At 70.1% G+C, this 15,277-nt stretch carries 15 protein-coding genes; 6 read left to right on the forward strand and 9 right to left on the reverse strand.

The genetic code is table 11. The features are described 5' to 3' along the window. Nucleotides 1-14 precede the first annotated feature (14 nt). From PGN37_RS19610 to PGN37_RS19635, 6 genes are all read right to left on the reverse strand, one after another. A complete protein-coding gene (locus tag PGN37_RS19610; protein ID WP_335332674.1) occupies nucleotides 15-653 on the reverse strand; it encodes an urease accessory protein UreF in 639 nt (212 codons plus the stop codon). Then, on the reverse strand, nucleotides 653-2,374 hold the full coding sequence (locus PGN37_RS19615) for an urease subunit alpha (protein WP_335332675.1): 1,722 nt from the start codon (nucleotides 2,372-2,374) through the stop codon (nucleotides 653-655). The genes PGN37_RS19610 and PGN37_RS19615 overlap by 1 nt, the downstream gene beginning before the upstream one ends. Then, nucleotides 2,374-2,688, reverse strand: a complete 315-nt coding sequence (locus PGN37_RS19620) for an urease subunit beta (RefSeq protein ID WP_335332676.1) — start codon at nucleotides 2,686-2,688, stop codon at nucleotides 2,374-2,376. The genes PGN37_RS19615 and PGN37_RS19620 overlap by 1 nt, the downstream gene beginning before the upstream one ends. Continuing rightward, entirely contained in the window at nucleotides 2,685-2,987 is a 303-nt protein-coding gene (locus PGN37_RS19625) for an urease subunit gamma (RefSeq protein ID WP_335332677.1), read from the reverse strand. The genes PGN37_RS19620 and PGN37_RS19625 overlap by 4 nt, the downstream gene beginning before the upstream one ends. A 54-nt stretch (nucleotides 2,988-3,041) precedes the next feature. Further along, on the reverse strand, nucleotides 3,042-3,452 hold the full coding sequence (locus PGN37_RS19630) for a PaaI family thioesterase (protein ID WP_335332678.1): 411 nt from the start codon (nucleotides 3,450-3,452) through the stop codon (nucleotides 3,042-3,044). A gap of 180 nt (nucleotides 3,453-3,632) precedes the next feature. Continuing rightward, nucleotides 3,633-4,394, reverse strand: a complete 762-nt coding sequence (locus PGN37_RS19635) for an iron reductase (RefSeq protein WP_335332679.1) — start codon at nucleotides 4,392-4,394, stop codon at nucleotides 3,633-3,635. 210 nt (nucleotides 4,395-4,604) lie between these two features. Here PGN37_RS19635 and PGN37_RS19640 point away from each other — a divergent pair, with 210 nt between their 5' ends. The 4 genes from PGN37_RS19640 to PGN37_RS19655 are packed head-to-tail and all read left to right on the forward strand — an operon-like array spanning nucleotide 4,605 to nucleotide 8,966. After that, the gene (locus PGN37_RS19640; RefSeq protein ID WP_335332680.1) at nucleotides 4,605-5,021 is read left to right on the forward strand and encodes a BlaI/MecI/CopY family transcriptional regulator; all 417 of its coding nucleotides are present in this window, start codon (nucleotides 4,605-4,607) and stop codon (nucleotides 5,019-5,021) included. Nucleotides 5,022-5,035: 14 nt separating this feature from the next. Next, complete coding sequence (locus PGN37_RS19645; RefSeq protein WP_335332681.1) at nucleotides 5,036-5,971, forward strand: M56 family metallopeptidase; 936 nt, start codon at nucleotides 5,036-5,038, stop codon at nucleotides 5,969-5,971. 42 nt (nucleotides 5,972-6,013) lie between these two features. Continuing rightward, nucleotides 6,014-7,474, forward strand: coding sequence for an NADP-dependent phosphogluconate dehydrogenase (gene gndA / locus PGN37_RS19650; protein ID WP_335332682.1), 1,461 nt, complete (start codon nucleotides 6,014-6,016; stop codon nucleotides 7,472-7,474). A gap of 46 nt (nucleotides 7,475-7,520) precedes the next feature. Then, entirely contained in the window at nucleotides 7,521-8,966 is a 1,446-nt protein-coding gene (locus PGN37_RS19655) for a GuaB1 family IMP dehydrogenase-related protein (protein ID WP_335332683.1), read from the forward strand. On the opposite strand, the gene PGN37_RS19660 is transcribed toward PGN37_RS19655, so the two are convergent. The 3 genes from PGN37_RS19660 to PGN37_RS19670 are packed head-to-tail and all read right to left on the reverse strand — an operon-like array spanning nucleotide 8,919 to nucleotide 12,543. Then, nucleotides 8,919-9,959, reverse strand: a complete 1,041-nt coding sequence (locus tag PGN37_RS19660) for an ABC transporter ATP-binding protein (RefSeq protein ID WP_335332684.1) — start codon at nucleotides 9,957-9,959, stop codon at nucleotides 8,919-8,921. The genes PGN37_RS19655 and PGN37_RS19660 overlap by 48 nt on opposite strands. Continuing rightward, on the reverse strand, nucleotides 9,959-11,491 hold the full coding sequence (locus tag PGN37_RS19665; RefSeq protein WP_335332685.1) for an ABC transporter permease: 1,533 nt from the start codon (nucleotides 11,489-11,491) through the stop codon (nucleotides 9,959-9,961). Before PGN37_RS19665 ends, PGN37_RS19660 begins: the two co-directional genes overlap by 1 nt. Next, a complete protein-coding gene (locus PGN37_RS19670) occupies nucleotides 11,488-12,543 on the reverse strand; it encodes an iron ABC transporter substrate-binding protein (RefSeq protein WP_335332686.1) in 1,056 nt (351 codons plus the stop codon). The genes PGN37_RS19665 and PGN37_RS19670 overlap by 4 nt, the downstream gene beginning before the upstream one ends. A gap of 292 nt (nucleotides 12,544-12,835) precedes the next feature. On the opposite strand from PGN37_RS19670, the gene PGN37_RS19675 reads away from it, so the two are divergent. Beyond that, nucleotides 12,836-14,215 carry a hemolysin family protein gene (locus PGN37_RS19675; protein ID WP_335332687.1) on the forward strand — a complete coding sequence of 460 codons (1,380 nt, stop codon included), beginning with the start codon at nucleotides 12,836-12,838 and terminating at the stop codon, nucleotides 14,213-14,215. After that, nucleotides 14,215-15,276, forward strand: coding sequence for a hemolysin family protein (locus PGN37_RS19680; protein WP_335332688.1), 1,062 nt, complete (start codon nucleotides 14,215-14,217; stop codon nucleotides 15,274-15,276). Before PGN37_RS19675 ends, PGN37_RS19680 begins: the two co-directional genes overlap by 1 nt. The last annotated feature ends 1 nt before the right edge of the window (nucleotide 15,277 follow it).

A 15,277-nucleotide genomic window follows, 5' to 3' on the forward strand; every position in this document is an offset into this window, starting at 1 on the left:
CAGGTTCTTTCCAGTCAGGACGCGAACAGGGGGCGGTCACGGTCGAGGTGGCGCTGGGCGAGTACGTCGAGCAGCGGATCGGACAGGTCGGCGAGACCGCGGGTGGCTTCGGCCGCGGTGTCCTCGCACAGCGGGGCCAGCGCGAACGTCACCGCCGCGACGTCGCCGGGATCCAAGGCCAACAGTCGCTGGGCGGCGGTGGCCGACCCCGTCATCGTGGTGTAGACGATCGACAGCGCGGTGTGCTCGGTGGCGATTCCGCTGGCGCGACCGACTGCGCCCGCCGCCACCGCCAGGTGCGGGGTGGGTCCGAGCGCTGCCCAGTCGGTGTCGGGCCAGACGCGCCGGGCCAGCCGGACCAGTCCCCTGCCCTGGGCGCGCGACGCCGCGCGCGCCGCGGGAGCCGGTGTGCGTGCATCGGTTTCGGTCTCCCCCGAGCCGCCCGCGGCCGACGAGAGTGCCCCGCCGTGTACCGCTGCCGCCAGGGATGCCGTGACGAGGCCGGTCGTGCGCACGCGGCGGTGCAGGTAGGCCCGCAGGGTGGGCAGGTCGACGACCAGGCCGCTGGTCACGGCCTCCTCGACACCACCGGAGTGCACGTGGCCGCCGGTGGGCAGCCGCGAATCCGCCAGCGCGAGAAGCGTTGTGATCATCAGAACAGGAAGTAACGTTGCGCCATCGGCAGTTCCGCGGCCGGTTGCTCCTGCCACACCTCGCCGTCGATGTGCACGGTGAACGTGTCGGGATCCACCCGGATGTCGGGCAGCGCGTCGTTGAGCGGCATCTGCGCCTTGCCGATCGCGCGGACGTTCTCCACGGCGACGAGGCGGCGCCGCACCGCGAGACGATCGACCAGTCCGTCCTCGATCGCCTGTGGCGCAACGAAATGCACCGACGTAGCGGCGGCTGCCGTGGGCGTCGCCCCGAACATGGGACGTGGCAACACCGGCTGCGGGGTGGGAATCGAGGCGTTCGCATCACCCATGGCAGCCCACGCGATCATGCCGCCCTTGAGCACGGCGTGCGGACGCACCCCGAAGAACGCCGGCTCCCACAGCACCAGATCGGCGAGCTTGCCGACCTCGACCGAGCCGATCTCGCGATCCATGCCGTGGGCGACCGCGGGGCAGATCGTGTACTTGGCCACATAGCGCTGCGCCCGGGTGTTGTCGGCCCGGGTGTCCCCGGGCAGGAAGCCGCGGCGGCGCTTCATCACGTGCGCGGTCTGCCACGTGCGTAGCACCACCTCGCCGATGCGGCCCATGGCCTGGGCGTCGCTGCCGATCATCGAGATCGCGCCGATGTCGTGCAGCAGATCCTCGGCTGCGATCGTCGACGGCCGAATCCGGCTCTCGGCGAACGCCAGATCTTCGGGCACGCTCGGGTTCAGGTGATGGCACACCATGAGCATGTCGAGGTGCTCGTCGAGGGTGTTGACCGTGTGCGGTCGTGTCGGGTTGGTGGAGCTGGGCAGCACGTTCGGCTTGCCCGCCACCGTGATGATGTCGGGCGCGTGCCCTCCGCCCGCTCCCTCGGTGTGGTAGGCGTGGATCGAGCGGCCCTTGATCGCGGCGAGCGTGTCCTCGACAAACCCCGCTTCGTTGAGCGTGTCGGTGTGGATGTTGGCCTGCACGCCTGCGGCCTCGGACACGGTCAGACAGGCATCGATCGCCGCCGGGGTGGTACCCCAGTCCTCGTGCAGCTTGAATCCTGCTGCGCCACCCCGCAATTGCTCCCACATCGCCTCGGCGCTGACGGTGTTGCCTTTGCCCAGGAGTGCGACGTTGAGCGGCCAGCTGTCGAGGGCTTCGAGCATGCGCGCCAGATGCCAGGCCCCGGGAGTGACGGTGGTTGCCTTGCTGCCTTCGGCGGGACCGGTGCCGCCCGCGACGATGGTGGTGATGCCGCCGCCGAGCGCCTCCTCCATGATCTGCGGGCAGATCAGATGGACGTGGCAGTCGATGGCACCCGCGGTGACGATGCGGCCGTTGCCGGAGATGATCTCGGTGGACGGGCCGACCACCAGATCGGGATGGACGCCCGACATGATGTCGGGGTTGCCGGCCTTGCCGATCGCGACGATGCGACCGTCGCGAATGCCGATGTCGGCCTTGATGATTCCCCAGTAGTCGAGGATCACCGCGCCGGTGATGACGGTGTCCGGCGCGCCCTCGGCGCGGGTGGCGCGCGACTGCCCCATGGACTCACGCAGCACCTTGCCGCCGCCGAAGACCGCTTCGTCGCCGGCCAGTCCCGGTCCGCCGCTGCGGTCTTCGGTGATCTCGACGAACAGATCGGTGTCGGCCAACCGGATGCGATCACCCGTCGTTGGGCCGTAGAGCGCGGCGTAGCGCGCCCGGGACAGTGACGTCATCAGTTGGCATCCAATCTGCCCGGTGGGTCCAAGCTCAGGCCGTGCACCTCGCGTGCGCCGCGCAGCGGCACCAGGCTCACGCGCTGGGCGATGCCCGGTTCGAAGCGGATCGCGGTGCCTGCCGGTATGTCGAACCGGTAGCCGTGTGCGGCGGGGCGGTCGAAGTCCAGCGCCGAATTGGCTTGCGGCACATGGACGTGGCTGCCGACCTGCACCGGCCGGTCGCCGGTGTTGACGATGTCGAGCTCGAGGCGTTGCGCGCCGGGGTTCAGTTCGATGTCGTCGTCGTCGAAGACGAATTCGCCGGGGATCATGTGATCGGATCGTGGACGGTGACGAGCTTGGTGCCGTCGGGGAACGTCGCCTCGACCTGGACGTCGTGCAGCATCTCGGGAATCCCGTCCATCACCTCGTCGCGGCCCAGTACGCCGCGGCCGCTGGCCATCAGCTCGGCGACGGTGCGTCCGTCGCGCGCGCCCTCGAGGATGTGGTCGGTGATCACCGCGACTGCTTCGGGGTGGTTCAACCGCAATCCGCGTGCCTGGCGGCGACGGGCGAGTTCGGCGGCATAGGAGATGAGCAGCCGCTCCTGTTCATGCGGTGTCAGGCGCATAGACGGCGATCCTGCCACGACCGGCGGCTCTGGGCAGCGCACACGTGTGCGGCGCTACTCCTCGGTCATGTTCTGCAGGCGAACCTGTCCGCGGGCGACCAGGCGCCCGCTCTCCTCGGTGCCCTCGGTGATGGTCACCAGCCACAGCTGCTGGCGCCGGCCCCGGTGGATCGGCGTCGACCTGGCCGTCACGGTGCCCGAGCGGATGGCGCGCAGGAAGTCGGTGGTGTTGTTGACCCCGACGACGTATCCGCCGCCGTTCTGAGTCAGCCAGACGTGGCCGGACACGCTGGCCATGCTCTCGATCACCGCGCAGTAGACCCCTCCGTGCACGATGCCCCAGGGCTGCAGCAGTGCGTCGGTGATCTCGAGGGTGGCGCGGCCGCCGTCGGCCGACATTTCTTCGTAGCGCAGGCCGAGCACGGTGTCGAAGCCGTCACCGAGTCCTTCGGGAAGATCAGTCACGGATCGTGTCTACACGCCGTCGGTGGGGCCCCGAGGAATGGGCCCGAGTAGACGGGCCGAGCGAACGGGCCCCACGCCATACGGCGTGGGGCCCGTTCTGTGGTCGGACCGGGGGTCTCTGCAGCCCTCAGGACTCCGGCGCGGTCCGGGTGGTACCCGTTCAATATAGGCAAGGCTGCCCTAATTAAGCAAGAGCTTTGTCGCAATTGGCCGGTGGCCGCCGCGCACCGGGAGGCCGAAGCTCATCAGCGCATCGAGCACTGCCTGGGTACGTCGCATGCTCACCGCCTCACTGCTGCCGGCCAGCAGGGGAATCTGCGTCGCCGCGCTGACCGCTGCAGCGCCGACGGCGTGCCACATCACCGACACCGGCGTGCCGTCGCCCTCGGCGCAGAGTCGGGTGAACAGCGGGCCCAGTGCGCGGTGGCTGCGGTGAGCCACCCACGTCGTCAAGGCGGCTTCGCTGGGCAGCGCGATGATGCCCTCGCGCCGGAGGGTGCGACGGCCGGCGAAGGCCGGATCATCCGACAAGGCCCGGAGCGTCGGATCGGCCACGCCCACCCAGTCGATCGTCCCCTCGGAATCCACGTGCACCCAGAGGTTTTCGGGCCCGGTGTCCCAGGCCCGTCCCTCCAGCACCAGCAGCGGGATCACGCGACCAACGACGACGTGAGCGAACGTCGCCGCGAGCTGCTGGGTGACGGTGGCGGGGTTGCCGATCTCGGCCAGCCCGGCCGCGTACATCCGAGAAAGCCGGTCGGTTGTCAGGAGTTCGGCCAGCGGCCACCAGCGGCGCCGGGACAGGTCGCCCATGACCGCGACTCCGTGCACGCGCGGACTGTCCGGGTCCAATTCTCGCAGCCGGTTGCTGGACGCGTGGATCGGCAACGGACGCCTGATCGTCATGCTGGCTATGAGTGGATCGTCGACGAGAACCGACACGGAAACCTCCAGTGAGTTAGGTTAGCCTTACTATAACCACGAGGGGCACCCGCTCCGCAGGAGGTCGTCGCCGTGATCGGACTCACATCACCGCCCGGCACCGGTGCGCGCCGGGCCGGCGTTGCGAACGACAAGCTCGTCGCACTTGATACGACGCGCGGTAGTAATCCCGTAGTAGGCTCGCAACCACCCCCGGTAGGAGAGAGGACCATGCCGAAGTTGACACGGCTCGGAGAGCTCGAGCGCTCCGTGATGGACCACCTGTGGTCCGCGGGTGAGCCGCAGACCGTGCGGCAGGTCCACGAGACGCTGTCGTCGGAACGTGACCTCGCGTACACGACGATCATGACCGTGCTGCAACGGCTGGCCAAGAAGAACCTCGTGGTCCAGCACCGCGACGACCGGGCCCACCGCTACGCCCCCACCCACGGGCGCGACGAACTGGTCGCGGGACTGATGGTCGATGCCCTCGACCAGGCCGCGGACTCCGGCAGCCGGGAGGCGGCCCTGGTGCATTTCGTCGAGCGCGTCGGCGCCGACGAGGCCGCTGCACTGCGCCGGGCCCTCGCTGAACTCGAGGACAAACACCGCACAGGCCCACCCGCTGGCGATCACGGCACCACCTGAGAGACACTGACAGCGTGTCCGCGCTGGCCTTCACCATCGTCGCCCTGATGTTGTCGGGGCCGGTGCCTGCGTTGCTGGCCCGCGCATCATGGCCGTTGCGTGCGCCCAGGGCTGCGATCGTGCTCTGGCAGTCCATCGCGCTGGCCGCCGTGCTGTCGTTCTTCTCCGCGGGCATCGCGATCGCGAGCCGGCTGTTCGAGCCCGGTCCCGACGGCAGGCCCACGGCGACGATCGTCACCGCACTGGACGATCTGGGCTGGCCGCTGTGGACCGCCTACATCGTCGTCTTCGCGCTGACACTGGTCGTCGGGGCCCGGCTGGTCATCTCCGTCCTGCAGGTGGCCATCGCCACCCGGCGCCGTCGCGCCCACCACCGGATGATCGTCGACCTCGTCGGCGCCCACCCCACCCGACCGATGGCTGCCCACGGTGTCCGCATCCTCGACGTCGCCCAACCACTGGCCTACTGCCTGCCCGGTGTCCGCAGCCGCGTGGTGGTCAGCGAAGGCGCGCTGAACACGTTGTCGGACAACGAGATCTCGGCCATCCTGTCGCACGAACGCGCACACCTGCGGGCGCGGCACGACCTGGTGCTCGAGATGTTCACCGCGGTGCACGCCGCGTTCCCCCGCATCGTGCGCAGCGCCCACGCGCTGAACGCGGTGCGGTTGCTCATCGAGGCGCTCGCCGACGACGCCGCGGTTCGCCACACCGGACCCACTCCCCTGGCGCGCGCGCTGGTCGCCTGCGCCGCCGGACACACCCCGCGCGGCGCGCTTGCCGCCGGCGGACCCACGACGGTGGTGCGGGTGCGGCGCCTGGGTGGAGCCCCGAACAGTCGCGCGCTGGCCGCGGGCGCCTACGTCTGCGCCGCCGCAGTGCTCGTCGTGCCGACGATCGCGCTGGCGGTGCCGTGGCTCACCGAGTTGCACCGGCTGTTCACCGCTTGATGCTTGCCTGAACTCACACAACCGCACAACGAAAGGCGCTTCATGACCGACTCTGCCAACTCGACGACCGGCACCGCGCAGATCGGAGTGACCGGCCTTGCAGTGATGGGGTCGAATCTGGCGCGCAACTTCGCCCACCACGGCTACACCGTCGCGCTGCACAACCGGACCACCGCCAAGACCGACGCGCTGCTCGCCGAGCACGGCTCGGAAGGAAAGTTCGTGCGCAGCGAGACCATCGAGGAGTTCCTCGACGCGCTGGAGAAGCCGCGCCGCGTGATCATCATGGTCAAGGCCGGTGATCCGACCGACGCCGTCATCAACGAACTGGCCGACGCCATGGAGGACGGCGACATCATCATCGACGGCGGCAATGCGCTCTACACCGACACGATCCGTCGGGAGAAGGCGATCCGGGAGCGTGGCCTGCACTTCGTCGGCGCAGGTATCAGCGGCGGTGAAGAAGGCGCGCTCAACGGCCCGTCGATCATGCCGGGCGGGCCTGCGGAGTCCTACAAGAGCCTGGGCCCGCTGCTCGAGGAGATCTCCGCCCACGTCGACGGCGTGCCGTGCTGCACCCACATCGGGCCCGACGGCGCAGGCCACTTCGTCAAGATGGTGCACAACGGCATCGAGTATTCCGACATGCAGCTCATCGGCGAGGCCTACCAGCTGCTGCGTGACGGGCTGGGCAAGACCGCCCCCGAGATCGCCGACATCTTCGCCGAGTGGAACAACGGCGACCTGGACAGCTTCCTGATCGAGATCACCGCGACCGTGCTGCGCCAGACCGACGCCACCACCGGCGAGCCCCTGGTCGACGTCATCCTCGACGAGGCCGAACAGAAGGGCACCGGGCGGTGGACGGTCAAGTCGGCGCTCGATCTGGGCGTACCGGTCACCGGTATCGCCGAGGCCGTGTTCGCGCGGGCGCTGTCCGGATCGGTCGCCCAGCGCAAGGCCACCAGCGATCTGGCCTCCGGGGCGCTCGGTGAAAAGCCCTCTGATGCACAGCAATTCATCGACGACGTCAGCAAGGCCCTGTACGCGTCGAAGATCATCGCCTACGCGCAGGGCTTCAACCAAATCCAGGCGGGCAGCGCCGAGTACGACTGGGACATCACCCCGGGTGACATGGCCAGGATCTGGCGCGGCGGCTGCATCATCCGAGCCAAGTTCCTCAACCGGATCACCGACGCGTTCGACGAGAACCCCGACCTGCCGACGCTGATCGCCGCGCCGTACTTCCGCGACGCCATCGAAGCCGGCATCGACAGCTGGCGCCGGGTCGTGGTCAAGGCCACCGAGCTGGGCATCCCGATCCCGGGCTTCTCCTCGGCGCTGTCCTACTACGACGCGCTGCGCACCGAGCGGCTGCCCGCCGCGCTGACCCAGGGGCTGCGCGACTTCTTCGGCGCACACACCTACGGGCGCATCGACGCTGATCCCGCCAAGCGCTTTCACACGCTGTGGAGTGGGGACCGCAGCCAGATCGAGGCCTGAGTTCTCTCCGCGAGCAGGGGTTAGTGACCCCACTAGACTCGTCGGCGTGAAGTTCCTCGAGGGCCACCGGCCGCCGTACGACCTGACCTACAACGACGTCTTCATCGTTCCGGGCCGCACGCAGGTCGCCTCACGGTTCGACGTCGACCTGTCCACCGTCGACGGCTCCGGCACCACGATCCCCGTCGTGGTGGCCAACATGACCGCGGTGGCCGGCCGGCGGATGGCCGAGACCATCGCCCGCCGCGGCGGCATTGTGGTGCTGCCCCAGGACCTGCCGCTGTCCGCGGTGCAGCAGACCGTCGAGTTCGTCAAGAGTCGCGACACCGTCGTCGACACACCGGTCACCCTCTCCCCCGACGACTCCGTCTCCGACGCGTGCGCGCTGATCAACAAACGGGCGCACGGCGCCGCGGTCGTCGTCGCCGACGGTCGCCCCGTCGGCCTGGTCACCGAGGCCGCTTGCACCGGCGTCGACCGCTTCACCCGGGTGAGCGACGTGGCGATATCGGACTTCGTCACCGCGCCGGTGGGCACCGACCCGCGCAAGGTGTTCGACCTGCTCGACCACGCACCCCAGAAGGGCACCGACGTCGCGGTGCTCACCGACGGCGACGGCGCCCTGGCCGGCGTGCTGACCCGCACTGGTGCGGTGCGCGCCGGCATCTATGCCCCCGCCGTCGACGCGCAGGGCCGGCTGCGCATCGCCGCCGCGGTCGGCATCAACGGCGACGTCGCGGCCAAGGCCCGCGGTCTCGCCGACGCGGGTGCGGACCTGCTGGTGATCGACACCGCCCACGGCCATCAGGCCAAGATGCTCGACGCGATCGCCGCCGTCGCCGCGCTCGACCTCGGGCTGCCGATCGCGGCAGGCAACGTCGTCTCCGCCGAGGGCACGCGCGACCTGATCGCCGCCGGCGCGTCGATCGTCAAGGTCGGCGTCGGTCCCGGCGCGATGTGCACGACCCGGATGATGACCGGCGTCGGACGCCCGCAGTTCTCGGCGGTCGTCGAATGTGCCGCGGCCGCAAAGGAACTGGGCGGTCACGTATGGGCTGACGGTGGCGTGCGTCATCCCCGCGACGTCGCACTGGCGCTGGCCGCCGGCGCGTCGAACGTGATGATCGGGTCATGGTTCGCCGGTACCTACGAATCCCCCGGCGATCTGCTGCACGACCGAGACGACAAGCCGTACAAGGAGAGCTACGGCATGGCCTCCAAGCGTGCCGTCGCCGCGCGCACCGCGGCCGACAGCGCCTTCGACCGTGCGCGCAAGGGTCTGTTCGAGGAAGGCATCTCGACCTCGCGGATGAACCTCGACCCGGCACGCGGCGGCGTGGAGGACCTGCTCGACCACATCACCTCCGGCGTGCGCAGCACCTGCACCTACGTCGGCGCGCGCACGCTGCCCGAGCTGCACGAGAAGGTGGTGCTCGGGGTGCAGTCAGCCGCCGGCTTCGCCGAGGGCCATCCCCTGCCGACCGGATGGTGACGGGTAGGCCAGGACCTGCCCGCAGACCTCGACGGTGACGTCAGCGCCGGGCGCGACGTCGACCCGGCCGGGGGCGCGCATCCGCACCGCGGCACCGTCGGGGAGCACGAGATCGACGGCGGTGTCCGGGCCGTAGAAGCGGCAGGCCGTCACCCGGGCCGGGGCGCCGGAACCCAGGCGCAGCTGTTCGGGCCTGAGCACGACCACCGCGGGGCCGTCGGAGATCGGCAACAGCGCGGGCAGCGAGCCCAACGCGGTGCGGATCACACCCGCCGCCGCGCTGCCGGGCACCTCCACCGTCGCGCCGACGAACCGGGCCGCCGCCAGCGTGGCCGGGCACTGATACAGCTCGGCGGGGCTGCCGTGCTGAGCCACGGACCCGTCGATGAGCAGGGCCACCGAATCCGCCAGCGACAGTGCCTCGGTCTGGTCGTGGGTGACCAGGATCGACGTCGTGGCGGTGTCCCGCAGGATCAACGCGATGTCCTCCCGCACCCGGGTGCGCAGCCCGGCGTCCAGCGCCGCGAACGGCTCGTCGAGCAGCAGCACCCGCGGCCGCGCCGCCAGCGCGCGGGCCAGCGCCACCCGCTGCTGCTGCCCACCGGAGATCTCGTGCGGCCGGGCGTCGGCGAGCCCGCCGAGGCCCACCACCTCGAGCCAGTGCTCGACCCGCTCACCCCGCGGCATCCCGAACGCCACGTTGCCGCCGACGCTGAGGTGCGGGAACAGCGCGCCCTCCTGCGGCATCAGGCCGACGCGACGCCGGTGCACGGGCACCGGCGCGGACCCGCCGGCCACCAGCTGACCGGCGATGCGGACCGTGCCGGCGTCGGGATCGGCGAACCCGGCGAGGATGCGCAGCAGCGTCGTCTTACCGCAGCCCGACGGCCCGAGCACCGCCGTCATGGTGCCCTCGGGGACCACCAGATCCACCCCGGCGAGCACCCGGCGACTGCCGAAGGACTTCTCGATGCCGTGCGCCGCCACCCCCATCAGTCACCGCGCACACTCCATGCGCCCAGCAGCGCCGTCGGCACCGCGGCGAAGACCAGCAGGGCCGCCGCGTACGGCGCCGCGGCGGCATAGTCGCTGACCGAGCTGTAACCCCACAGCCGGGTGGCCAGCGTGTCGGTGCCGGTCGGATGCAGCAGCAGTGTCACCGGCAGTTCCTTCATGCACGTCAGCAGCACCATCGCCGCGCCCGCCGCGATACCCGGCAGCGCCACCCGCGCCGTCACCGCGGTGAACGCGCGCACCGGCGGGCGGCCCAGCGACCGCGCGACCTCCTCCAGTCGGATGGGCGCCGATTCGACCGCCGCGCGCACCGATCCGACGGCCAGGGGCACGAACAACACCGTATAGGCCAGGATCAGCAGCGGTTCACGCTGATAGATCGGCCGCAGCAGCAGCACCCCGAGCGACACCATCGAGATCGCGATCACGATCGCGGGCAGGCCGTGCGCGACGTAGCTCGCACCCTCCAACGCTCGGGTGGCACGGTCACGGTGCCGGGCGGCCAGCACACCGAGCGGCAGCGCAGCGAGGGTCGACACCACCGCGGCGGCGGCCGACAACCACAGCGTCGACCCCAGCGCCGCGATCCACAGCTCGCCGTCCCAGCGGGCACCCGCGGTCCTGAGCCAGTCCACGAGCTCGGCGCCGGGCACGAGCGCCGCGGCGGCCAGCACCGCGACGGGCATCAGCAGCGCCGGCCCCTGCCACCCCCCGAGCCGGCTGACGGGCGCGGGCCGGGGTGCGCCCGAGCCGACGCGCGAGGCTGCCGCACGCCCGCGGGCGGCGTGCTCGGCGATCACCAGGGCCACCGCGAAGACCAGCAGAACCAGCGACAGCACCGCCGCGCGGGACGGATTGAAGCCCGAGCGGTAGGCGCCGTAGATCACCCAGGTGAACGCTTCGAAGCGCATCGCGGCCACCGCCCCGAAGTCGCTGAGTACATACAGCGCCACCAGCAGTGCCCCCGCGGCGATCGCCGCCCGCGCTTGCCGCAGCGTCACACCGAACAACACCGACCAGCCGCCCCGGCCCAGCGACCGGGCCACCTCTTCCTGTGCCGGATCCACCCGGGCCAGCGCCGCCGTCGTCGTCAGTAGCACCAGCGGGTAGCTCACCAGGGTCAGCACCAGCACCGCACCCCAGAACCCGGCGATCGACGGAAAGACCGACACCCACAGGTACGCCAGCAGATAGCTCGGCATCGCCAGCGGCAGCGTCAACGCGACACTCCAGATCCGCCGGCCAGCGAGGTCGGTGCGGGTGAGCAGGACCGCCAGCGTCACCCCCAGCAGCACGCACGCCGCGGTCACGGTGACGACCAGCAGCACCGATCGGCCGATCAGCGCCGCGGTGCGCGGCTGCACCACCTCGTCGACGACCGCGGCCCAACCCCGCGACAGCGCGCGATCACCTAGGTAGACCAGCGGGATCAGCGTCGCCGCGGCCACCACCGCAGCCGCGGCGAGCAGGAGCGCCGGCGGGCGGGCCGCCCGGACCGATCCTGCCGTCAATTGGTGAGCAGGCCGGTCTTGACCAGGAGTTCCTGCGTGGTCTCGATGTCGTCGAGCTGCGACAGGTTGACCGCGGGCGGCTGCAGCTCGCTCAGCGGCGGCATCTGTGACGACGGCGCGACGCCGGCTGCCAACGGGTACTCCTCGGTCTCCTGGGCGAAGTACTTCTGGGCGGCCTCCCCGACCAGATATGACGCAAACCGTTGTGCGCCTTCCGGATTCGGGGCGGCCTTCAGCACGCCGACACCCGCGACGTTGACCAGGCCGCCGGGATCGCCTGCCGCCATGAACTTGTTCTGCGCCGTCACCGAATCGGCGCCCTTCGCGTCGATCAGCTCATAGAGGTAGTAGTGGTTCACCAGGCCCAGCGGCACCTGACCGGCGTCCACCGCGTCGCGCACGGCGACGTTGTTCTCGTAGGGCTTGGGGTCCTGGGCCTTGAAGGCGCGCAGCCACTGCTCGGCGCCGTCGTCGCCACGCACCACCCGCAGTCCGGTGACGAATGCCTGCCATGACGCGTTGCTCGGCGCGAACGCGATCTTGCCCTTCCACTCGGGGGCCAGGAGTCCGTCGATGGTGTCCGGCGGGGTGGGCACCAGCGTCGGGTTGTAGACCACGACGCGAGCGCGTCCCGAGACGCCGACCCAGGTGCCGTCGGCGGCGGCGTATTGCGCGGGCACCGCCTTCAGGGTCTCGGCATCGACTGGGGCCAGCAGCTCGGCCTTCGACACAGCGCCGAGCGCGCCGGCGTCCTGGGAGAGGAACACGTCGGCCGGGGACTTGTCGCCCTCGGTGATCAGCTGGGCGGCCATCTCCCCCGAACCGGCGTATCGCGCTTCCACCTCGATGCCGGTGTCGTCGGTGAACTGCGCGAGCAGCGGGGCGACAAGCTCCTCGCTACGGCCCGAGTAGACGACCACCTTGTCCGCGTCGTCGGTGGTGGTGGACGACCCGCAGGCGGTCAGCGCCACCAGGGCGGCGACGGTGGCGATCGCGCCCGCCCAGCGGGAGGGTTTCGTGACCGAGTGGGTGAGCGACTGCGTGAGCGACAAAAGGGGGTCCGCCTTTCCTGATCGTTCGCTGTGAACCTACCACTACCTAAGGCGAGCCTAACCAGACCGATCGCCCGGCTCGGGAGGTGCGCACGAGTCGGTTAGCATGGATGGCAATTCGATATCACTGCGCCGAAAGGGATCAGGTGCCGCAGGCACTGGATGGACGTCCATCCGAGCCGGCCATTTTCGCCGAGCGGCCCGACCGGGAGCCGGCAGAGGTCGAACCTTCCCCTAGTCGGCCGGGCCCCGGGCCCGGCTCCACACTCCACGCCGCACCGGGCGGTCGTCGGTGACCGTCGCAACCTCTCTGCTCTCGCTGCTGGCCATCGTGGTGCTCACCGCGGGCACCGCCGTCTTCGTCGCGGCCGAGTTCTCACTGACCGCGCTCGAACGCAGCACCGTCGACGCCAACGCCCGCTCCGGAAACCGTCGCGACCAGTTGGTGCAGCGCGCGCACCGCACGCTCTCGACCCAGCTCTCCGGCGCCCAGGTCGGCATCTCGATCACCACACTGGCCACCGGCTTCCTCGCCGAACCCGTCGTGGCCCGCCTGCTCGAACCCGGCTTGGCGGCCCTGTCGCTGCCCAAGAGCGCCGCCACCACGCTGGCGCTGGTCCTCGCGATCCTGATCGCGACCTCGGTGTCCATGGTGTTCGGCGAGCTAGTTCCCAAGAACCTCGCCGTGGCCCGCGCCGTGGGCACCGCGCGGTGGTCGGCGCCTATGCAGCTGATGTTCTCGTTCCTGTTCACGCCGCTGATCCGGCTGACGAACGGCACCGCGAACTGGATCCTGCGCCGCCTCGGCATCGAGCCCGCCGAGGAATTGCGCTCGGCTCGTTCCCCGCAGGAGCTGGTGTCGCTCGTCCGGTCCTCGGCCGAGAGCGGATCGCTGGACCCGGTGACGGCGGTGCTCGTCGACCGGTCCCTGCAGTTCGGCGATCGGACCGCCGAAGAGCTTATGACGCCCCGGTCCAAGATCGACACCCTCGACGCCGACGACACCGTGGTCGATCTGAGCCAGGCCGCGGTCCGCACCGGGCACTCCCGCTTCCCGGTGATCCGCGGTGACCTCGACGAAACCATCGGCGTCGTCCACGTCAAACAGGTGTTCGCCGTGCCGCACGGCCAGCGGGCCACCACGAAGCTGTCCGACATCGTGCAGTCGGTGGCGCGGGTGCCGTCCACCCTCGACGGTGACGCGGTGATGTCGGAAGTGCGGGCCAACGGGTTGGCCACCGCGCTCGTCGTCGACGAATACGGCGGCACAGCGGGCATGGTGACCGTCGAGGACCTGATCGAGGAGATCGTCGGCGACGTCCGTGACGAACACGACGTCGAGCCGCCCGACGTCGTCCACGCCGGCGGCAACTGGCAGGTCTCCGGGCTGCTGCGCATCGACGAAGTCGCCGAGAACACCGAATTCCGCGCTCCCGAAGGCGATTACGAAACGATCGGCGGCCTCGTCCTCGAGCAGCTCGGCCACATTCCCGCCGAGGGAGAAGCGGTGGAGCTCATCGCCTTCGACCCCGACGGCCCGATCGACGACCCGATCAAGTGGCTGGCCACCGTCGTCAAGATGGACGGCCGGCGCATCGACCAACTGGAGCTCACCAAGCTCGGCCGCACCGGCGACACGGACGACACGACCGACACCGACGAGGACGCCTGATGGGTGACATCTTCGGCGTACTGCTGACCTTCGTGCTGCTGGCTGCCAACGCCTTCTTCGTGGCCTCGGAATTCGCGCTGATCTCGGCGCGCCGGGACAGGCTCGAGGCGCTCGCCGAGCAGGGCAAGAACAGTGCGGTCACCGTGATCCGGGCCGGCGAGAACCTGTCGCTGATGCTGGCAGGCGCACAACTCGGCATCACGGTGTGTTCGATCCTGTTGGGCCGCGTCGCCGAACCGGCAGTGGCGCACCTGCTGGAGAAACCGTTCGATCTGCTGGGCATCCCCACCGCGCTGCTGCACACCGTCTCGTTCCTGGTGGCGCTGTCGATCGTGGTGACATTGCACGTCCTTCTCGGGGAGATGGTGCCCAAGAACATCGCGATCGCCGGCCCGGAATCCACAGCCATGCTGTTGATCCCCATCTACCTGGTGTGGATCCGCGCCGCCCGGCCGTTCATCGCGTTCTACAACTGGTGTGCCAACACGACGCTGAGGGCGTTCGGTGTGGAACCGAAGGACGAGCTGGACGTCACGGTGTCGACCGTCGAGCTCTCGGACATGATTGCCGAATCCCTGTCCGAGGGCCTGCTCGACCCCGAGGAGCACACCCGGCTGACCCGTGCCCTGCAGATCCGCAACCGCGTGGTCGACGACGTCGCGCTGCCGCTGAACCAGATCCGCGCGGTCCCTGCGGCACGCTCCGGGGCGGGGCCGACGATCGGCGCGCTGGAGCAGGCCCTCACGGAGACCGGGTACTCCCGCTTCCCCGTCGCCGACCCCTCCGGCGCATACGCGGGCTACCTGCACATCAAGGACGTGCTGCCGCTGCTCGACGGCCCGAACGACGAATCGATGGTGCTGGAGTCGTCGATGGTGCGCCCGCTGCCCCAGGTGCCGGCCTCGATGCCGCTCCCCGATGCGCTGACGCGGCTGCGCCGCACCAACAGCCACCTCGCCCTGGTCACCGCCGCCGACGGCACGATCACCGCGATGGTCGCCCTGGAAGACCTCGTCGAAGACCTGGTCGGGACGGTCCGCGACGGCACCCACCGTGTGTGAC

It is taken from the genome of Mycobacterium kyogaense (assembly GCF_036946525.1).
Lineage (GTDB): Bacteria > Actinomycetota > Actinomycetes > Mycobacteriales > Mycobacteriaceae > Mycobacterium > Mycobacterium kyogaense_A.

Bases quoted from the DNA above. Each gene is read 5' to 3' on its own strand.
- PGN37_RS19625 (WP_335332677.1), bottom strand. From the start codon at position 2,987: ATGCGCCTGACACCGCATGAACAGGAGCGGCTGCTCATCTCCTATGCC.
- PGN37_RS19610 (WP_335332674.1), bottom strand. From the start codon at position 653: ATGATCACAACGCTTCTCGCGCTGGCGGATTCGCGGCTGCCCACCGGC.
- gndA (WP_335332682.1), top strand. From the start codon at position 6,014: ATGACCGACTCTGCCAACTCGACGACCGGCACCGCGCAGATCGGAGTG.
- PGN37_RS19660 (WP_335332684.1), bottom strand. From the start codon at position 9,959: ATGGGGGTGGCGGCGCACGGCATCGAGAAGTCCTTCGGCAGTCGCCGG.
- PGN37_RS19615 (WP_335332675.1), bottom strand. From the start codon at position 2,374: ATGACGTCACTGTCCCGGGCGCGCTACGCCGCGCTCTACGGCCCAACG.
- PGN37_RS19640 (WP_335332680.1), top strand. From the start codon at position 4,605: ATGCCGAAGTTGACACGGCTCGGAGAGCTCGAGCGCTCCGTGATGGAC.
- PGN37_RS19680 (WP_335332688.1), top strand. From the start codon at position 14,215: ATGGGTGACATCTTCGGCGTACTGCTGACCTTCGTGCTGCTGGCTGCC.
- PGN37_RS19620 (WP_335332676.1), bottom strand. From the start codon at position 2,688: ATGATCCCCGGCGAATTCGTCTTCGACGACGACGACATCGAACTGAAC.